This window comes from Sutterella sp. KLE1602, assembly GCF_001578585.1.
Taxonomy (GTDB): Bacteria; Pseudomonadota; Gammaproteobacteria; order Burkholderiales; family Burkholderiaceae_F; genus Sutterella; species Sutterella wadsworthensis_A.
The window spans coordinates 1-17,718 of sequence record NZ_KQ968489.1 but is presented as its reverse complement, the minus strand read 5'-3'; the positions used below and the strand labels follow the sequence as shown (position 1 = coordinate 17,718).

Here is a 17,718-nt window from a genome sequence, read left to right as displayed (position 1 = left end):
TGTATTTCTTCCGTTTCTAAGTGGGAACCATGAAACCGATCAACGATTGCTTTTTGCGTGCGCTCAAGCGTGAAAAAACCGATTTTACCCCCGTGTGGCTGATGCGTCAGGCCGGCCGCTATCTGCCGGAGTATTGCGAAACCCGTGCGCGCGCGGGCAGTTTCATGGGCCTCGCCATGAACCCCGATTACGCTACGGAAGTGACGCTGCAGCCGATCGACCGTTACGGTCTCGACGCGGCCATCCTTTTTTCCGACATTCTGACGGTTCCCGATGCCATGGGCCTCGGCCTGCACTTCGTGGCCGGCGAGGGTCCCGTGTTCGACCATCCCGTTCAGAGCGAGGAGGCCGTTGCCAAGCTCTACGTGCCTGAATCCGACAAGGAGCTCCGCTACGTCATGGACGCCGTGACGTCGATCCGCAAGGCCCTCAACAACCGAGTCCCCCTGATCGGCTTCTCCGGCTCTCCCTTCACGCTTGCCTGCTACATGATCGAAGGCCGCGGCAGCCGCGACTTCCGTACGGTCAAGACCATGATGTACCAGCGCCCCGACCTGCTCGAGCGCGTGCTTGACGTCAACGCCAAGGCCGTTGCCACGTATCTGAACGCCCAGATCGCCGCAGGCGCTCAGGCCGTTCAGATTTTCGACACCTGGGGCGGCATGCTCGCCGACGGCGACTTCCAGCGCTTCTCTCTGCGCTACACCCGCCAGGTGCTCGACAGCCTCGTTCGCGAAAACGAGGGCGAGGTTGTTCCGTCCATCGTCTTCACGAAGGGCGGCGGCGAATGGCTCTCCGAAATCGCGGCCTCCGGCTGCAATGCGGTCGGCCTCGACTGGACGGTCAACATGACCCGTGCACGTCGCGTCGTTGAGGACAAGGTCGCCCTTCAGGGCAACATGGACCCGCTCGCCCTCTTCGGCCCCGAGGAGACAATCCGCGCCGAGGCACGCAAGGTCATGGACGGCTTCGGTATGATTGGCAATGGCGGCCATGTCTTCAATCTCGGACACGGCATCAACCAGTTCACGCCGATTGAAAACGTTCAGATCCTGGTCGACGAAGTTCACGAATATAGCCGACGCTATCACTGATTCTCGATAGGGTTATGCACAGCTTTTTTCAACTGTGCGAGTCGTTGCAAAGGCGCTCAAGACGAAAGATGTCTTGGCGCCTTTGTCTTTTAATGGACTGCAGGACAGTCCCGTTAGGGGATGCCTATTGAACAGATAGTGGCGCGAACAATGGATTTGGACAGGTTTTTAGGAAAAAGCTCGGAAAATTGTCCACAAGATTATCCACATTTCTTCAAGGGGCGGGCCAGAGGCGATGACAAAGGAAGCGGGCGATCTTTATGCAAAGGTGATGGTGGACACGCCGGGGCTCGGGCTGCTTGACTATGCCGTGCCGGCGGACATGCTCGTTGCAGTGGGGGACCGCGTCGTCGTGGGCCTGCGCACGCGGAACGTCGTGGGCATCGTGGCGGGGCTTCGGGCGGCCGCCGATTTCGCGGAGAACAGGGTCAGGCAGATCAAGGCCGTCCTGCGCGACTCCGCGCCCATGACCGAGGAGTGGTTGGCGCTGACCCGCTTTGCCGCGGGCTACTACATCCGCTCATGGGGCGAGGCGGCCGTGCCGACGCTTCCCGTCTTCTTCCGCCGCATTCCCGGCGTGAGGCATCAGAACCAGCTCGAAAAGCTGAAGAAGCTGCCGGAGCCCGCAGGCGAGGCAGGGCCGAAGCCCGCGCTCAACGACGAACAGAGTGCGGCGGTGGAGGCCGTCTCGACGGCTTCCGGCTACAGCCCCTTCCTTCTGTTCGGCGTGACGGGGTCGGGCAAGACCGAAGTCTATCTTCACATCATGGAGCGGGTTCTTGCCCGTGATCCCGAGGCTCAGGTCCTCCTGCTCGTACCGGAAATCAATCTGACGCCCCAACTCGAGGGCCGCGTGCGATCACGCTTTCCCGGCGAGAGCGTCGTGACGCTCAACTCAGATCTGGCGGACATGGAGCGCGCGCGCTCCTGGCTTGCCGTACACGAGGGGCGCGCCCGCGTGCTCGTTGGCACGCGCATGTCGGTCTTCTCCAGCTTCCGCAAGCTTTCCCTCGTCATCGTCGACGAGGAGCATGACCAGTCGTTCAAGGCGGGGGACGGACTTCGATACTCGGCCCGAGACCTTGCCGTCTGGCGAGCCCACAGGAACGGGATTCCCGTCGTGCTAGGCTCTGCCACGCCTTCGATTGAAAGCTGGGTCAAGGCACAGTCTGGCGGCTACAGGCTTCTTGAGCTTCATCAGCGCGCCGTGCAGAATGCCCTGCTGCCTGCCATCGAGCTCATCGAGCCGCCGAGGCGTGGCTCGGGCGAGGCGCTCTCCGATGAGGCGTGCGCAGCCATGAGCCGTTGTCTGGAAGCCGGCCGTCAGGTGCTTGTGTTTCTCAACAGGCGAGGTTACTCGCCCGTGCTGTCATGCCCCGCCTGCGGCTGGGTGAGCACGTGCAGGCGCTGCTCCACCTTCTCCGTCTTCCACAAGTCTTCCAGATCGCTGGTCTGCCACCACTGCGGCTGGCAGACGGAGGTGCCTGAAGCCTGTCCCTCTTGCGGCAATGTCGACATTCTGCCGCGAGGCATCGGCACGGAGCGTCTTGAGGAGGAGATCGGCCGGAGGTTCCCCGAGCGCAAGGTGCTTCGCATAGACCGAGACAGTGTCTCCCGCAAGCATGAGGCTGAAAAGGCCTTCGCCAAGGTACACCGCGGAGAGGTGGACATTCTGGTCGGCACCCAGATGATCGCGAAGGGGCACGACTTCTACAATGTCGGTCTGGTCGTCATTCTCAATTCCGACGCCCAGATCCTGAGTCCTGATGCGCGCGCCAAGGAGCGGCTCTTCGCCACGCTGATGCAGGTGGCGGGCCGTGCCGGCCGCCACGGCGATCAGGGGCGCGTCGTCATTCAGACGCGGCTTCCCGAGGACCCCCTTTTCGGCGCTCTGGAAAAGCAGGACTACAGGGGCTTTGCGGAGTCTCTCGTCGAGGAACGCAAGGAAAACTGGTGCGTTCCCTTTGTCCATCAGGCACTGGTCACGGCGCAGGCGAAGACGCTCGCCGAGGCACTCTACTTCCTCAACGCCTGCGCAAAGTCAGGCTTCAGCATGGCTCCCGAGGACGTCAGGGTCTTCGATCCCGTGCCCATGCCCCTCGTGCGCCTGATGGATGTCGAACGCGCCCAGTTGCTCGTCGAGGCCGACGGCAGGGCATCCCTGAACCGTTTTCTCTGGCAGTGGCAGGCAACCTTCAATGCGCCCTCGGGCATCGACTGGACCATCGAGGTCGACCCGGCATCCATCTAGTCGGGCACCTTCCGGACGTTTTTTGAACGGAGGGAATTCCGTTATAATGACCTTCTTCTCCGCGTGGTGAAATGGATATCATGCAGCCCTCCGAAGGCTGCGGTACAGGTTCGATTCCTGTCGCGGGGACCATTTTCGGATCCCGTCTCGATCTTCGAGGCGGGATTTTCTTTGCCCGAAGATTACGGAAGGCGGGCGTCGTTAAGGCTGACGGCAGGGCGGATGGTGTGTAATGAGGTGCGGGCGCCGCTGTGGTGGCCGTCTGAAGCGGTTATCATTACAGGACTTCAAAAACGGCTGCTCAAACGGTCTTCGGACCGCGCCGAAACGACAGATACGGCCCGTCAAGAGGACGGGCGGAGATGATGGAAGATGAAAATACCCGTTGATATTGCTCTTCACAAGAAGAGCCGCGAACTCGAACTCGTTTACGAAGACGGCCCCGTCCGTCTGAGCTTCGAATACCTGCGCGTGCTGTCTCCGTCCGCCGAAGTGCAGGGCCATTCGCCTGATGAAGCCGTGCTTCAGGTTGGCAAGCGCCTCGTCGACATTACGGGCGTGCAGGTGGTCGGCAACTATGCGATCCAGTTCACGTTCTCCGACGGCCACGACTCCGGCATCTACAGCTGGGACTATCTTGAAAAGCTCGTCAACGAGAGGGACGTGCTCTGGCAGCAGTATCTCGACGATCTTGCCAAGAACGGCGCCTCCCGCGAACCGAACGATCCGGCCAACAAGCCCTTTGAGGAAAAGGCCGCCAAGCTGAAGCCCGCACACCACTGCTCCCATTCCTGACAACAACCGCAAAAAATGCAGAACAACAACAAGGACGAGGCCTCCAGACAGGAGGCTCACCATCAGATCGATTTCGGCTACCAGATGGTCGATGAGGACAAGAAGGCCGATCAGGTTCGAGAGGTCTTCGACAGCGTTGCGCCCAAGTACGACCTTCTCAACGACGTGCTCAGCCTCGGGCTTCATCGCGTCTGGAAGAGCCGCTGCATCAATGCGACCGAAACGAAGCAGGGCCAGAAGGTGCTCGACATTGCCAGCGGCACCTGCGACCTTGCGATCGCGCTTGCCCGCCGTGCCGGCGCTGGCAACGTCGTGGCCACCGACATCAATCACGAGATGCTTGCGATCGGCGCCCAGCGCCTTCTTCAGGCGGGCTTCCCGTGCCCTGTCGTCGAGGCCGATGCTGAAATGCTCCCCTTTGCCGACAACACGTTTGATGTCGTGACCGTGTCCTTCGGCATCCGCAACATGACGCACAAGGACCGCGCCCTGCGCGAGATGCTGCGCGTGCTGCGTCCGGGCGGCAGGCTCCTCGTGCTGGAGTTCTCCAAGTGCCAGCCCTGGTTCAAGCCGATCTACGACTTCTATTCCTTCCGCTTCATGCCCTGGGCGGGCGGCGTCATCGCCGGCGACCGCGAGTCCTACCGCTATCTTGCGGAGTCCATTCGCATGCACCCCGACCAGCCGACTTTTGCAGGCATGATGACGGATGCGGGCTTTGAACGCGTGTCCTGGAAGAACATGACCTTCGGCATCTGCGCCATGCACATCGGCTTCAAGCCCGGCGCCTGATTTTTTCCACCACCAAGTGACCAACGACCATGAAGAAATTTCTCGTTGCTTTTTTGATCTGCTTCAGCATGGTGACGACCAGCATGGATGCTGACGCCGCCAAGCGCTTCGGCGGCGGAAGCTCCTTTGGCCGTCCCGCACCGACTTTCAGCCAGAAGGCTCCGGCGCCGTCCGCCGCGCCCAAGGCGCCCCAACAGCAGAATGCTGCCGGCCAGCAGCGCCAGCAGCCCAACGCCGCTCCCGCGCAGCAGGCCCAGCGTCCGTCCATGATGCGTAGCGTCCTGACGGGCCTTGCCGCCGCACTCGGCATTTCCGCGCTTCTATCGCTGCTCGGCATTGAGGGCGCAGGCCTGGTGAGCCTCATCACAGGCATTCTCGCTGCCGTGGCGATCTTCTTCGTGCTGCGCATGGTGCTCGGCATGATGATGCGCAAGCGTGTCCAGACCTCTTCCGGCTATGCCGAGCCGATTCAGTACAGCGACGTGCCCAAGGATGAGCCGCAGCAGGCCGCCCGTACGTACGAAGCGCCCGCGGCTGCTTCCGGCGCCCGCACCGGTAGCGTGATGGACCAGTTCGCAGGCGGTGCCGCTCAGGATGACGGCGTGCGCGACATCACGCCCGACGACTTTGACCGCAAGGCCTTCCTCGAGACGGCGCTCGAACAGTACCGCAAGCTGCAGAAGGCCTGGGATACGGGCAACGTGATCGAGATCTCCGACTTCACGACCACCGAGGTCTTCACTGCCATCACGCACCAGCTGCGCGAACGCGGCGCTCAGGCCTACAAGTCCGACATCAAGGAGCTCAAGAACGAGCTGCTCGGCATCACCGAGTCCGACGGCGTCTACCTCGCCAACATCCGCTTTACGGGCAGGATCGAAATCGATGGTGAAGTCGAGGAGTTCGATGAGACCTGGATCCTCGAAAAGCCCGTCGAAGGCGACGAGGGCTGGCTCCTCGGAGGCATTCAGCAGAACGCTTGACGGGCCGTCGATTTCTGTCATCGTTTTGTCATATAAAAAACGTGTCCTTTCCCTCTGGCTGAGGGAAAGGACACGTTTTTTTTGATCTCGATGAAACAATGGTCGATTGGTGTCCCCGAGGTCGGATTTTTTACATTCTGCAGGGTACGGTGGGAGGCAATACGCCCTACAATTCGCGCGAATAAACAAGGTTTTCCCTTCAACGTCGTTTTATGAGGAAATATGTGAGATGGCGCTGATTGGTTTTGTAATGCTCTACATGCTGGCGACGATCGCCATCGGCCTCTATGCCGCAACGCGTGTGAGCAGTACGAGTGATTTTGCCCTTGCAGGGCGCAGTCTTCCGCTGCCTATGGTCATCACGGCAACGTTTGCCACCTGGTTTGGTTCCGAAACCATTCTGGGTCTTCCCGGCCGCTTCATCGAGAGCGGCATTGTAGGTGTGATCGAAGAGCCGTTCGGCTCCGGCATGGCTCTGATTCTTGTGGGCATGTTCTTCGCACAGAAGCTCTACAAGCTCAACATCCTGACGATCGGCGACTACTACCGCGAGCGCTACGGCCGCGGCGTCGAGGTTCTCTGCACGCTTTTCATCGTCCTCTCCTACCTCGGGTGGGTGGGGGCTCAGGTCGCTGCGCTCGGTCTCGTGATCAACCTGATCACCGAGGGCTACATCTCCGTGTCTGGCGGCATGGTGATCGGCACCGTCGTTGTGCTTGCCTACACGATGTACGGCGGCATGTGGTCCGTCGCAGTCACCGACTTCGTGCAGATGATCATCATCGTGCTCGGCCTCGTTGCGATCCTCTTTTTTGCGTCGGATCTCGCGGGCGGTTTCGGCAAGGTGATCGACTACGCTCATGAGCGCGATCTCTTCAATGCGCTTCCTGAGCCGACGGCGACCGGGTGGCTCTTTTGGATATCCTCCGCCATCACGATGATGATCGGCTCGATTCCGCAGCAGGACGTCTTCCAGCGCGTCATGTCCGCCAGAAACGTGCAGACGGCCGTGGCCGGCCCCGTCATCGGCGGCTGCGTCTACATCCTCTTTGCGTTTGTGCCGATGTTCATCGTCATCGCCGCCATTCTGGTAATGCCCGGCAGCGCGCAGGACATGCTCGCCACCGATCCGCAGCGCCTGTTGCCGACGCTCGTTCGTGACCACATGCCGCTCTGGCTCCGCGTGCTTTTCTTTGGCGCCGTGCTCTCGGCCGTGATGTCGACTGCGTCCGCCACGATGCTCGCTCCGTCGACTGCCTTTGTGAGCAACATCCTCACGCACTTCGTCCGCCTCAACGACCGGAACATGCTCCGTGCGATGCGCTGGACGGTGTTCGGCTTTGCGATCATGGTGCTGTCGTACTCGCTCTTTGTCGAAGGCACCGCCATCTACGACATGGTGGCCATGGCCTACCAGTTCCCCGTGATCGGCGCCTTCTGGCCGCTCGTCTGCGGGCTCTACTGGAAGCGCACGACCCGTCAGGGCGTCTGGTGGTCGATGCTTCTCGGCGCCGGCGTCTGGACGGTGCTGACGACGACGGCGTTCGGCGACGTGTTCCCGAACGTCCTCGGCGGCTTCCTGGCTGCAGGCTTCGGCATGGTGGCGGGCTCGCTCGCCCCGACGCGTGGCAACCGCGAGTATCTGGCCTGGTGGCACGAAAAGAATCGTGACAATGTCGTCAACGAGCCTCTGATGCCCAAGCCGGCCGTTGTTCCGATCAGCTCGCCGGCCTGATAAAATTCATCTACCAGTCACAGGCGGGAGCCCTCGATGAGGGCTCCCGCTTCTTGTTTCAGAGTCACGCATTCCAGGACCACGCATATCCATGAACATCGTCATTCTTGCCGCCGGCATGGGCAAGCGCATGCATTCCAAACTGCCCAAGGTTCTCCAGCCTCTCGCAGGCCGACCGATGCTCGATCACGTGCTTGATGCCGTGGAGGGCTTTGCCGCCGTCAAGACGGTTGTCGTCGGTCATTGCGCGGAGGAGGTGCAGAAGCACTACGAAGGCAGGACCGACCTGCAGTTCGCGCTTCAGATGCCGCAGCAAGGAACGGGGCATGCACTGATGCAGGCCTGGCCCGTGCTCGACCGAAACGAACCCCAGACGCTTGTCTGCCTCGGAGACGTGCCGCTTCTGTCCGCTGAAACGGCCCGCCGCATGCTCGAGGAGGCGGAGAAGAGCGAGTTCGTTCTCCTCACCATTGAAATGGACAATCCGAAGGGCTACGGCCGCATCGTGCGAAACGCCGAGGGCGTCGTAACGGCCATCGTCGAGGAAAAGGATGCGACCGACGAGCAGCGCCTGATCAGGGAGGTCAACACCGGCATCATGGTGCTCCCGACGGCCCGTCTTGACGCCTGGCTCGACGCCCTGAAGAACGACAACGCCCAGAAGGAGTACTACCTCACGGATCTCGTGGGCTTCGCGGCCGCCGACGGCGTGCGCATCTCCGCCGTTCATCCTGACCATGCCTATGAAGTCGAGGGCGTCAACTCCAAGGTGCAGCTCGCCGCCCTTGAGCGTACCTGGCAGCGCGTGCAGGCCGACCGCCTGCTTGAAGCCGGCGTGACGCTCATTGATCCCGACCGCATCGACATTCGCGGCGAGCTTGTCTGCGGACAGGACGTCGAGATCGACGTCGGCTGCGTGTTCGAGGGCCGCGTCGTGCTCGGCAACGGCGTTCGCGTGGGCGCCTACAGCGTGATTCGCAATACGACGGTCGAGGATGACGTCGAAATCCTTCCCTTCTGTCACTTTGAAGGCGCCGCGGTCGGCAGGGACTCTTGCATCGGCCCGTACTCGAGGCTTCGTCCGGGCGCCGAACTCACGGGCAACAACCACATCGGCAACTTCGTCGAGGTGAAGAAGTCCGTCATCGGTCAGGATTCGAAGGTCAACCATCTCACCTACATCGGCGACGCCGACGTGGGCGCGCGCGTCAATGTCGGCGCAGGCACGATCACCTGCAACTATGACGGCGTGAACAAGTTCCGCACGGTCATTGGCGACGATGCGTTCATCGGGTCCGACACCCAGCTCATCGCGCCCGTCGAGGTCGGTGCAGGCGCCACGATTGGTGCGGGCACGACGCTTACGAGGAACGCGCCCGCGGGCAAGCTCACGCTTTCCCGCGCCCGTCAGATGACGATCGAGGGCTGGACGCGTCCGGTCAAGAAGCAGTAAGACAGAAAGAAACCGGGCGGCCGCAGGGCCGCCCGAAGAACGTTTGGAGAGAAAGAAATGTGTGGTATCGTCGCCGCCGCGAGTCATCGCGATGTCGTGCCCATGCTTTTGGAAGGCCTTCGTCGCCTTGAATACCGTGGCTATGACTCCTGCGGGGTCGCCACGCTTGATCAGGGCGTCCTGAAGAGGGCCCGCACCGTGTCCCGCGTGCACGAGCTTGTCGAGCGCGTGGCCGAAGACGGCGTCAAGGGCACCGTCGGCATTGCGCACACGCGCTGGGCCACCCACGGCGCTCCCGAGGTCTGCAACGCTCATCCGCATATCTCGCGCAACCGCATTGCGCTGGTGCACAACGGCATCATCGAGAATCACGAGGAGATCCGCCGCGAGCTTCAGGCCAAGGGCTATGAGTTCACGAGCCAGACCGACACGGAAGTGGTCGCACATCTCATCAACGACAACGATGACGGCGATCTGCTCAAGGCCGTCATGACAGCCGTCACGCGCCTGCGCGGCAGCTATGCCATTGCCGTGATCGCCGCCGACGAGCCCGACCGCGTCATCGCCGCCCGTCAGGGCTCGCCCATGGTCGTGGGTGTCGGCGACGGTGAGAACTTCATTGCCTCCGACGCCATGGCGGTCGGCGGCACGACGGATCGCATCGTCTATGTTCACGAGGGCGACGTCGTCGACGTTCGTCCGGATTCCTGGCAGGTCTACGAGCGCACGGAGGCGGGTGAATTCATTCCCGCCGACCGTGAGGTCAAGGTGGTTCACGCCTATGCGGGCGCCGTCGAGCTCGGGCCCTACCGTCATTTCATGCAGAAGGAGATCTTCGAGCAGCCCCGAGCGGTCGGCGACACGCTCGAAGGCGTGGCGGCCTTCTCCCCCACGCTCTTCGGCGCCGAAGCCGAAGGCATCTTCCGCAACACGCAGCGCCTGCTCTTCCTTGCCTGCGGCACGTCGTACTATTCCGCTCTCACGGCCAAGTACTGGATCGAGGAGATCGCAGGCATTCCGTGCGACGTCGAGATCGCGAGCGAATACCGCTACCGCGTCTCCGTGCCCGATCCGAGGACGCTTGTCGTGACGATCTCCCAGTCGGGTGAAACGGCCGATACGTTGGCGGCCCTTCGCCATGCCCGCGACGAGCTGGGCATGTCCCAGACGCTCACCATCTGCAACGTGGCGACGTCGGCCATGGTGAATGAGAGCCGTTTGGCCTACATCACGCGCGCTGGCGTCGAGATCGGCGTTGCATCCACGAAGGCCTTCACGACGCAGCTTACCGCTCTCTATCTGCTTGCCTGCACGCTTGCCAAGCTCAACGGCCGCCTCACGAAGGAGGATGAGGAGACGGAGCTCAAGCGCCTGCGCCATCTGCCAGCCGCAATGAGCGCCGTGCTCGCGCTCGAGCCTCAGATTATCGCCTGGGCGGAAAGATTTGCCGCCAAGCAGCATGCGCTCTTCCTCGGTCGCGGCGTGCACTATCCGATCGCGCTCGAAGGGGCCCTGAAGCTCAAGGAGATCAGCTACATCCACGCCGAAGCCTATCCCGCCGGCGAGCTCAAGCACGGTCCGCTTGCACTGGTTGACCGCGAAATGCCGGTCGTGACGGTTGCGCCCAACGACCGCCTGCTTGAAAAGCTCAAGAGCAACATGCAGGAGGTTCGTGCCCGTGGCGGCGAACTCTATGTCTGCGCCGACGGCGACTCCGTCATCGAGTCGTCCGAGGGCATGCATGTCATCCGCATGCCTGAAAACTACGGCCGTCTTTCGCCGATCCTTCACGTGGTGCCGCTGCAGCTCCTTGCGTACCACACGGCTCTTGCCCGCGGAACGGATGTGGACAAGCCCCGCAACCTCGCCAAGAGCGTGACGGTCGAATAAGACCGCGCCCTGCAGACGAAGCAAGAAGCAAAGGCCGCAACCCATCAGGGGCTGCGGCCTTTTCAATTCGGAGGTGTGAAACGGACTAGCCGCCCGCCATGAACGTGCGGATGCCCGAGCCGATGAACTGCACGCCGATGCAGATGAGCAGGAAGCCCATGAGCTTGCCCAGCACGAGCGTGCCGGAGGGGCCGAGCCTGCGGGTCAGGATGTCGGAGTAGCGCATGACGGCCCAGGAGGCCATGGCCGTGAAGATGATCGCAAGGACCGTCCAGCCGAAGGCGATGGCGATGTCCGCATAGTTGGAAAGCTCGGCGATCTCGGTGGAGAAGCCGATCACGACGGCGATCGTACCGGGGCCGGCGATGCCCGGCATGGCAATCGGGAAGAAGGCGTAGTCGTCCTTGTCGCGTCGCACGATGGGCGCCTTGTTCGGCGAGCTTCCGCCGAACAGCATCTGATAGCCGATGGCTGCGACGACGAGGCCGCCGGAGATTCGCATGGCGCCGTAGGAGATGCCGAAGAACGCGAGCAGCATGTTGCCGCCCACGAGGCTTACGGCCATGATGATGCCGGCATAGATGCCGGCCCAGTTCGCCTGCTGGCGGCGGCGCTCCTCGGACATGCCCTGCGTCAGGCTGACGAAGAGCGGGAGCTTCGAGAGCGGATTGGTGATCACGAGCAGCGACACCAGACCGCCGAGAAAATACTGAAAATGGATGGCTTCCAACATGATTGAGCTGACGACCGGCACCTAGTCGGAAAGGGGTGCCGAAAAAGGGATGCGTCACATTAAGACATTGCGCGGTGTTTTGCAAGACATGGGCGGTTTGTCGTATGCAGACGAGCGTTTTTGTACGTCGGATTAGGTGGACGCCCTAGGGACTTCGCGGTAAATAAGGAATAACCATTAAGAAAATCCGCTATGGATGCAAGAAGTGCCTTATTATTGGGAGTCCTTCAAAACGCCCTTTTCGGGGGGCGTTTCTGATGACGATCGCTGCCTCCTTCCCAGAGGCTCCATCCAGAAAAAAATTACACGGCAGGCGGTTTCGTCCGTCGGTCAACCCGGAGACCTCATAAATGTCCGCGGCTTCTGCAAACCATAAAACTCCGATTTACAAGGTGCTGTACTTTCAGGTCATCTGCGCCATTGTCATCGGCATTCTCCTGGGCTTTCTTGCACCCGAGATCGGTGCTCAGATGAAGCCCTTCGGCGACGGCTTCATCCGCCTCATCAAAATGATCATCGCGCCCGTGATCTTCTGCACGGTCGTGACAGGCATTGCGGGCATGGAGGACATGAAGAAGGTCGGCAAGACCGGCGGTCTTGCGCTTCTCTACTTTGAGGTCGTCTCGACCATCGCACTCATCATCGGTCTCATCATCGTCAACACGGTCCAGCCCGGCGTCGGCATGCATGTCGATCCGAACACGCTCGATCAGGCTGCGGTTTCCGCCTATACGGGTCCCGGCAAGATGCAGACGACGACGGAATTCCTGATGAACGTCATCCCGAACACCGTCGTGGGCGCCTTTGCCAACGGCGACATCCTGCAGGTGCTCTTCTTCTCCATCCTCTTCGGCTTCGCGCTGCACAAGTTCGGCGGCCGCGGCACGCTGATCTTCGACGTGATCGAGAAGTCCGCACACGTTCTCTTCCAGATCGTCGGCATGATCATGCGCGTGGCTCCCGTCGGCGCCTTCGGCGCCATGGCCTTCACGATCGGCAAGTACGGCATCGCCTCGCTGCTGCCGCTGGCGAAGCTGATGGGCACGTTCTACCTGACCTGCCTTCTCTTCATCTTCGGCGTGCTCGGCACCATCTGCCGCATCCACGGCTTCTCGATCATGCGCTACATCTCCTACATCAAGGAGGAACTCCTGATCGTGCTCGGCACGTCCTCGTCCGAGTCCGTGCTGCCGCGCATGATGACGAAGATGGAGCTCGCCGGCGTGTCCCGCTCCGTCGTGGGTCTCGTCATTCCGACGGGCTACTCCTTCAATCTTGACGGCACCGCCATCTACCTGACGATGGCCGCGGTCTTCATCGCCCAGGCCTGCGACGTCTCCATGACGCTCACCCAGCAGCTCACGCTGCTTGCCGTGCTGCTCCTCACCTCGAAGGGCGCCGCCGGCGTGACGGGTTCGGGCTTCATCGTGCTTGCCGCCACGCTCTCCGCCGTCGGCCATGTGCCTGTCGCCGGTCTTGCACTCATTCTCGGCATCGACCGCTTCATGTCCGAGGCCCGCGCCCTCACCAACATGATCGGCAACGGCATCGCCTGCGTCGTGGTCGGCCACTGGTGCAGGGAGGTCGACAACGACAAGCTCAAGGTTGTGATGCACAGCAAGAAGAAGTATCACGAGAACGAGGACGCGTCCTGAAGGGACGGTTCCTGAACACCGGTAATGAAAAAAGGCTGCCCGAAGGGGCAGCCTTTTTGCTTCGGGGCTCCCTGAGGGAACCCCTGTTTGTGACGGATCTTACTTCTTGGCCTGAAGCTTGACGGGGATGAAGATGCGTCCGCCGTTGCGCTGCACGAGAAGGAGAACCTTGTTGTCCTTGCACTGCTCGAGCAGGTCGTCTCGGCTCTTGAGGAGCTTGCCGTCGGCGCTCACGAGGATGTCGCCCGCACGGATGCCTGCCTTGGCGGCGGGACCGGAAGTCTGGGTGACGAGAAGACCGGTGGTTTCAGCCTTCTTCTCCTCCTCCTTCGTAAGCGGGCGGGCCGTCACGCCGAGGCGGGTTTCATTGGCTGCCGTGGCCTGCTTTTCCTCGGCCGCCTTGTTGGAGCCAACCGTCACCTTGATCTCCTGCTCCTTGCCGTCGCGGAAGACCGTCATCGTGACTTCGGTGCCCGGACGGATGGTGCTCACGAGAGAGGGCAGGGTGACGGAGGAGGTGACCTTCTTGCCGTTGAGCGCAAGAATGACGTCGCGCTCACGCAGGCCTGCCTTTTCGGCGGGGCTGTCCTTTTCTGTCTTCGTCACGAGGGCGCCCTCAGGCGTCTTGAGGCCGAGGCTGTCGGCGAGCTCCTGATTGATTTCCTGGATGAAGACGCCGACATAGCCGCGGGTGACCCTGCCGTCCTTGACGAGCTGGTCCTTGATCTGCATGGCCAGATCGATCGGGATGGCGAAGGAGAGGCCCATGAAGCCGCCCGACGTCGAGAAGATCTGGGAGTTGATGCCGACCACTTCACCCTGCATGTTGAAGAGCGGACCGCCGGAGTTGCCGGGGTTGACGGCCACGTCGGTCTGGATGAACGGCACATACTGGTCGCTCGGGAGGTTGCGCGAGAGCGCGGAGACGATGCCGGCCGTCACGGTGTTGTCGAGGCCGAACGGGCTGCCGATGGCGGCCACCCATTCACCGACCTTGAGCTTGCTGGAGTCGCCCATCTTGAGCACGGGCAGGTCCTTCGCTTCGATCTTGATGACGGCGATGTCGGTCTGCTTGTCGGAGCCGAGCACCTTGCCCTTGAATTCACGCTTGTCGGTGAGGCGGACGATGAGTTCATCGGCCCCCTCGACCACGTGGGCGTTCGTCATGATGATGCCGTCGGAGGAGACGATGAAGCCGGAGCCCGTGCCGCGCTGCTCGGGAATTTCCTGCGGACCGAAGTCGAAGGGAATGCCGAAGCGGCGGAAGATCTCGGCGCCGCGCGGGTCAAGGCCCGGAATGCCGGCGTTTTCAACCGTGCGGGCGTTGCGGATCATCTGGATGTTCACGACGCCGGGGCCGTTGTCCTCGACGAGCTTCACGAAGTCGGGGAGCTGCACCTGCTGCTTGTCTTCAGAGCCGCCGAAGATGGTGACGCCGGCAGTGGCCGGAACGGCGATGGAGCTGATGACGGCCGCGACCGCCAGAGAGAGCGTCGCGGAGCGGGCGAATTTCGATGCAAACATGCTTTTTTCCTGAGTGTGAGTCCCGGAAACGATGCGGCCGGGCCGCATTGTTTCCCAATTGATCCAACAACTTTATCGCAAAACGGATGACCGGGGTATCAGCTACAGGTAATGGTTGTGCAACAGGGGTTAAATTTGTAACAGAGGGGAAGTCCCTGTCAGACAGCCGCAGCGGCTGCTCCGAGCTTCGGAAGGCGGATGCGGAAGGTCGTGCCGCGCCCGTCAAGGCCGTCGTCGATTGCGATCGTGCCATGATGGATGTCGACGATGCGCTTGACGATGGCGAGTCCGAGGCCCGTACCCGAGGTCTTGGTGCCGAGCGCGCGGTAGAAGCGGTCGAAGACGCGTTCGCGCTCCTCGGGGGCGATGCCCGGACCGTTGTCGCAGATCTCGATGACCGCGCCGTCGGTGTCCGCATCGGTTCGGGTGCGGATTTCGATGCGCCCGCCCTCAGGCGTGTAGCGCACGGCGTTGTCCGTGAGGTTCGTCATCATCAGCCGCACGGCGTCCTCGAGCCCTTCCGTTGAGGCGGGCTCCGTGACGGCCGTGACCGTGATGCTCTTCTGGGAGGCAATGGGCGTCATGTCCTCGCACACGCTGTGGGCGAGGCTGTCGAGCTTGATCGTGCTTGCGGGATGCTTCGTCGAATCGGGATCGAGACGCGCAAGCGTGAGGAGCTGCTGCACGAGGCGGGTGGCTCTGTTGATGCCCTCGTTGAGGCGCATGAGGCTCTTCTCGCGCGCCTCGTCGGTCTTGGCGCGCTGTGCGAGCTGAACCTGAAGCTTGAGGGCCGTCAGCGGCGTGCGGAGTTCGTGGGCGGCGTCGGAGGCGAAGCGCTGCTGTGCTGAGAGGCTTTCGCGCAGTCGGTCCAACAGGTGGTTGATGGCGCTGACGAGGCCTGCGAGCTCAAGCGGAAGTCCCTTCGTCGAGATGGGCTCGAGAGACGTGGGAGATCGGCGTGCGACGGAGCGCGCCGTCTTTTCGAGCGGTGCGAGGCCGCTGCCCACCACGATCCAGACGGCGATCGCGATGAAGGGCAGAAGCAGGCAGAGAGGCTGCAGGACGCGGAAGGCGGACGAGGCGGCGAGTTCGGTTCGCACGGCCGTGTCCTGGCCCACCGTGATGATGAGCGGGCCCGCCGGCGTCGAGTAGGTGCGCCAGTTGACGCCGTTGAGCTTGGCGCTGGCAAAGCCCGGCGCGTCGGGAAGCGGCAGGTACGGCTGATCCTCGCGCTGCCAGACGGTGTTGTTCGCGGAGTCGTAGACCTGGACCACGATGTGGTAGGACTGCGCGTCGCCGATGATGGTCAGGTGATCGGGATCGGCAAGCGGGAAGGAGTGCGTGACGGACTGCGCAAGCGATTCCGCCGTTTCCTTCAGATGCGTGTCGAGAAACTTGTTGAACTCCGTCTGGGCGGAGAAGAACGTTGCCGCGGCCGTCGTGAAGCCGGCCGCGAGCAGCGCGCCGATCAGCGTGATCAGGAGCTTCCTGCGGATGGAGTGCATGGACTAGGTTTCGAGAAGGTAGCCGACGCCGCGCACGGTCTTGATGGCGCTGTCGGAGAGCTTCTTTCTCAGATGGTGGATGTGAACCTCGATGGCGTTCGAGCCCACGGTATTGTCCCAGTTGTAGAGCTTCTCCTCGAGCTGGGAGCGGCTCCAGACGACGCCCTGGCGTTCGGCGAGGGCTGCGAGCAGAGCGTACTCCTTGGAGGAGAGGATGACGGGCTCGCCATTGAAGGTGACTTCGCGCGTGGCGGGGGAGATCCTCAGGGCGCCGCGCTCGATGATCGGGTCCGCACGGCCTGCGGAGCGGCGCAGCAGGGCGCGCACGCGGGCGGAGAGCTCGTCGAGTTCATAGGGCTTGACCAGATAGTCGTCGGCACCGCTGTCGAGGCCCTTGACTCGGTCGTCGACGGTGTCGCGGGCGGTCGTCACGAGAACGGGCGTCGGGTCGCGTCGGGCGCGGACCTCCTTGAGAACCTGAAGGCCGTCCTTGCCGGGCAGGCCAAGATCGAGGATGACGAGGGAAAACGGCGTGGTCTTCATGGCGAGCAGCGCGGACTGTCCGTCACGGACCCAGTCGACTGCGTAGTCCTCGCTTTCAAGGAAGGCAACGAGGCTTTCACCGATCATGTCATCGTCTTCAGCGACAAGAATTCTCATGTTTTTTCTCTTGATATCGTTGATGCAGGCGGCAGAGCGCGGTCCTCAGCACGACGGCCGCCGTGAAGGCGAGCAGCATCAGGCCGGGCAGCGTCATCCTTACGTGCGTGAGCGTGGTCGTCGCAGCCATGAGCCGCTCGGCCGCAGGCATGAGGACAAGAATCCAGAAGAGGACCCAGAGCACGGTGAAGAGGACGGCATAGAGGCAGACGGCGGGCCTGCCGCCGCTTTGCGAGGCAAGCGCGACGGTGCCGCTGAAGCGCCATCCGGCTACGGGCACGACTCTTGCGGCCGCGCCTGCCGGACCGTGTTTCCGGAGCCACTGCCCTATTGTATAGTCGCAGGCAGAAGGCGGCGGAACCTCCTCTCTCTTTTTGTGCCGCAGGCCGATCCGCCACAGCAGGAGCGTGAGGCACGCCGAGCCGAGCGCGACGGCGCCGGCCGCTTCGGCGGGTCCCGTGATGCGGGCGGTCGCAAACAGTACCGCCATCAGGATGGCGGCGGTTCGGTCCGCAAATGCGAGAAGAAAAAGGATGGGGAGCGCCCAGTCGCTGATAAAATTCATGGCGATGCGTTGGCGGAAAGGTCAAGGCATGAACATTTTAGAGGAAGAACCGTCAATAACCCCCGCCTAAAGGCGGAGGCTTC

At 62.1% G+C, this 17,718-nt stretch carries 14 protein-coding genes and 1 tRNA gene; 10 read left to right on the top strand and 5 right to left on the bottom strand.

What is annotated here, in order from left to right:
* Positions 1–29: 29 nt before the first annotated feature.
* The 9 genes from hemE (at position 30) to glmS (ending at position 10,993) form a co-directional block, all read left to right on the top strand.
* Complete coding sequence (gene hemE, locus HMPREF3036_RS01210; protein ID WP_005434166.1) at positions 30–1,094, top strand: uroporphyrinogen decarboxylase; 1,065 nt, start codon at positions 30–32, stop codon at positions 1,092–1,094.
* Between the two features lie 235 nt (positions 1,095–1,329).
* A complete protein-coding gene (gene priA, locus HMPREF3036_RS01205; RefSeq protein WP_005434168.1) occupies positions 1,330–3,345 on the top strand; it encodes a replication restart helicase PriA in 2,016 nt (671 codons plus the stop codon).
* A gap of 57 nt (positions 3,346–3,402) precedes the next feature.
* A tRNA-Arg gene (locus HMPREF3036_RS01200) sits at positions 3,403–3,477 on the top strand.
* A gap of 240 nt (positions 3,478–3,717) precedes the next feature.
* Positions 3,718–4,140 (top strand): gamma-butyrobetaine hydroxylase family protein, encoded by a 423-nt coding sequence (locus tag HMPREF3036_RS01195; RefSeq protein ID WP_005434169.1) that lies wholly within the window; start codon positions 3,718–3,720, stop codon positions 4,138–4,140.
* A 15-nt stretch (positions 4,141–4,155) separates the two neighbouring features.
* Positions 4,156–4,932, top strand: a complete 777-nt coding sequence (ubiE, locus tag HMPREF3036_RS01190; RefSeq protein ID WP_005434172.1) for a bifunctional demethylmenaquinone methyltransferase/2-methoxy-6-polyprenyl-1,4-benzoquinol methylase UbiE — start codon at positions 4,156–4,158, stop codon at positions 4,930–4,932.
* A 29-nt stretch (positions 4,933–4,961) separates the two neighbouring features.
* Positions 4,962–5,915, top strand: a complete 954-nt coding sequence (locus HMPREF3036_RS01185; protein WP_005434173.1) for a Tim44 domain-containing protein — start codon at positions 4,962–4,964, stop codon at positions 5,913–5,915.
* Between the two features lie 229 nt (positions 5,916–6,144).
* Positions 6,145–7,650: a high affinity choline transporter 1 gene (locus HMPREF3036_RS01180; protein ID WP_005434175.1), complete on the top strand. Its 1,506-nt coding sequence runs from the start codon at positions 6,145–6,147 to the stop codon at positions 7,648–7,650.
* A 91-nt stretch (positions 7,651–7,741) separates the two neighbouring features.
* Positions 7,742–9,103: a bifunctional UDP-N-acetylglucosamine diphosphorylase/glucosamine-1-phosphate N-acetyltransferase GlmU gene (gene glmU, locus HMPREF3036_RS01175; protein ID WP_005434177.1), complete on the top strand. Its 1,362-nt coding sequence runs from the start codon at positions 7,742–7,744 to the stop codon at positions 9,101–9,103.
* Positions 9,104–9,160: 57 nt separating this feature from the next.
* A complete protein-coding gene (gene glmS, locus HMPREF3036_RS01170; RefSeq protein ID WP_005434179.1) occupies positions 9,161–10,993 on the top strand; it encodes a glutamine--fructose-6-phosphate transaminase (isomerizing) in 1,833 nt (610 codons plus the stop codon).
* Between the two features lie 85 nt (positions 10,994–11,078).
* Here the strand turns inward: glmS and HMPREF3036_RS01165 are convergent, their stop codons facing one another.
* Positions 11,079–11,726, bottom strand: coding sequence for a MarC family NAAT transporter (locus tag HMPREF3036_RS01165; RefSeq protein ID WP_005434183.1), 648 nt, complete (start codon positions 11,724–11,726; stop codon positions 11,079–11,081).
* Between the two features lie 350 nt (positions 11,727–12,076).
* On the opposite strand from HMPREF3036_RS01165, the gene HMPREF3036_RS01160 reads away from it, so the two are divergent.
* Positions 12,077–13,381: a dicarboxylate/amino acid:cation symporter gene (locus HMPREF3036_RS01160; protein WP_062330925.1), complete on the top strand. Its 1,305-nt coding sequence runs from the start codon at positions 12,077–12,079 to the stop codon at positions 13,379–13,381.
* Between the two features lie 99 nt (positions 13,382–13,480).
* Here the strand turns inward: HMPREF3036_RS01160 and HMPREF3036_RS01155 are convergent, their stop codons facing one another.
* The 4 genes from HMPREF3036_RS01155 to HMPREF3036_RS01140 all read right to left on the bottom strand — a co-directional run bounded on the left by HMPREF3036_RS01155 (position 13,481) and on the right by HMPREF3036_RS01140 (position 17,635).
* A complete protein-coding gene (locus HMPREF3036_RS01155) occupies positions 13,481–14,905 on the bottom strand; it encodes a DegQ family serine endoprotease (RefSeq protein ID WP_062330922.1) in 1,425 nt (474 codons plus the stop codon).
* A 158-nt stretch (positions 14,906–15,063) separates the two neighbouring features.
* Positions 15,064–16,410, bottom strand: coding sequence for an ATP-binding protein (locus tag HMPREF3036_RS01150; RefSeq protein ID WP_062330919.1), 1,347 nt, complete (start codon positions 16,408–16,410; stop codon positions 15,064–15,066).
* Positions 16,411–16,413: 3 nt separating this feature from the next.
* Positions 16,414–17,070: a response regulator gene (locus HMPREF3036_RS01145; RefSeq protein WP_062330916.1), complete on the bottom strand. Its 657-nt coding sequence runs from the start codon at positions 17,068–17,070 to the stop codon at positions 16,414–16,416.
* Positions 17,051–17,635, bottom strand: coding sequence for a hypothetical protein (locus HMPREF3036_RS01140; RefSeq protein WP_062330913.1), 585 nt, complete (start codon positions 17,633–17,635; stop codon positions 17,051–17,053). Before HMPREF3036_RS01140 ends, HMPREF3036_RS01145 begins: the two co-directional genes overlap by 20 nt.
* Positions 17,636–17,718 lie beyond the last annotated feature (83 nt).

Bases quoted from the DNA above. Each gene is read 5' to 3' on its own strand.
- hemE (WP_005434166.1), top strand. From the start codon at position 30: ATGAAACCGATCAACGATTGCTTTTTGCGTGCGCTCAAGCGTGAAAAA.
- priA (WP_005434168.1), top strand. From the start codon at position 1,330: ATGACAAAGGAAGCGGGCGATCTTTATGCAAAGGTGATGGTGGACACG.
- HMPREF3036_RS01195 (WP_005434169.1), top strand. From the start codon at position 3,718: ATGAAAATACCCGTTGATATTGCTCTTCACAAGAAGAGCCGCGAACTC.
- ubiE (WP_005434172.1), top strand. From the start codon at position 4,156: ATGCAGAACAACAACAAGGACGAGGCCTCCAGACAGGAGGCTCACCAT.
- HMPREF3036_RS01185 (WP_005434173.1), top strand. From the start codon at position 4,962: ATGAAGAAATTTCTCGTTGCTTTTTTGATCTGCTTCAGCATGGTGACG.
- HMPREF3036_RS01180 (WP_005434175.1), top strand. From the start codon at position 6,145: ATGGCGCTGATTGGTTTTGTAATGCTCTACATGCTGGCGACGATCGCC.
- glmU (WP_005434177.1), top strand. From the start codon at position 7,742: ATGAACATCGTCATTCTTGCCGCCGGCATGGGCAAGCGCATGCATTCC.
- glmS (WP_005434179.1), top strand. From the start codon at position 9,161: ATGTGTGGTATCGTCGCCGCCGCGAGTCATCGCGATGTCGTGCCCATG.
- HMPREF3036_RS01165 (WP_005434183.1), bottom strand. From the start codon at position 11,726: ATGTTGGAAGCCATCCATTTTCAGTATTTTCTCGGCGGTCTGGTGTCG.
- HMPREF3036_RS01160 (WP_062330925.1), top strand. From the start codon at position 12,077: ATGTCCGCGGCTTCTGCAAACCATAAAACTCCGATTTACAAGGTGCTG.
- HMPREF3036_RS01155 (WP_062330922.1), bottom strand. From the start codon at position 14,905: ATGTTTGCATCGAAATTCGCCCGCTCCGCGACGCTCTCTCTGGCGGTC.
- HMPREF3036_RS01150 (WP_062330919.1), bottom strand. From the start codon at position 16,410: ATGCACTCCATCCGCAGGAAGCTCCTGATCACGCTGATCGGCGCGCTG.
- HMPREF3036_RS01145 (WP_062330916.1), bottom strand. From the start codon at position 17,070: ATGAGAATTCTTGTCGCTGAAGACGATGACATGATCGGTGAAAGCCTC.
- HMPREF3036_RS01140 (WP_062330913.1), bottom strand. From the start codon at position 17,635: ATGAATTTTATCAGCGACTGGGCGCTCCCCATCCTTTTTCTTCTCGCA.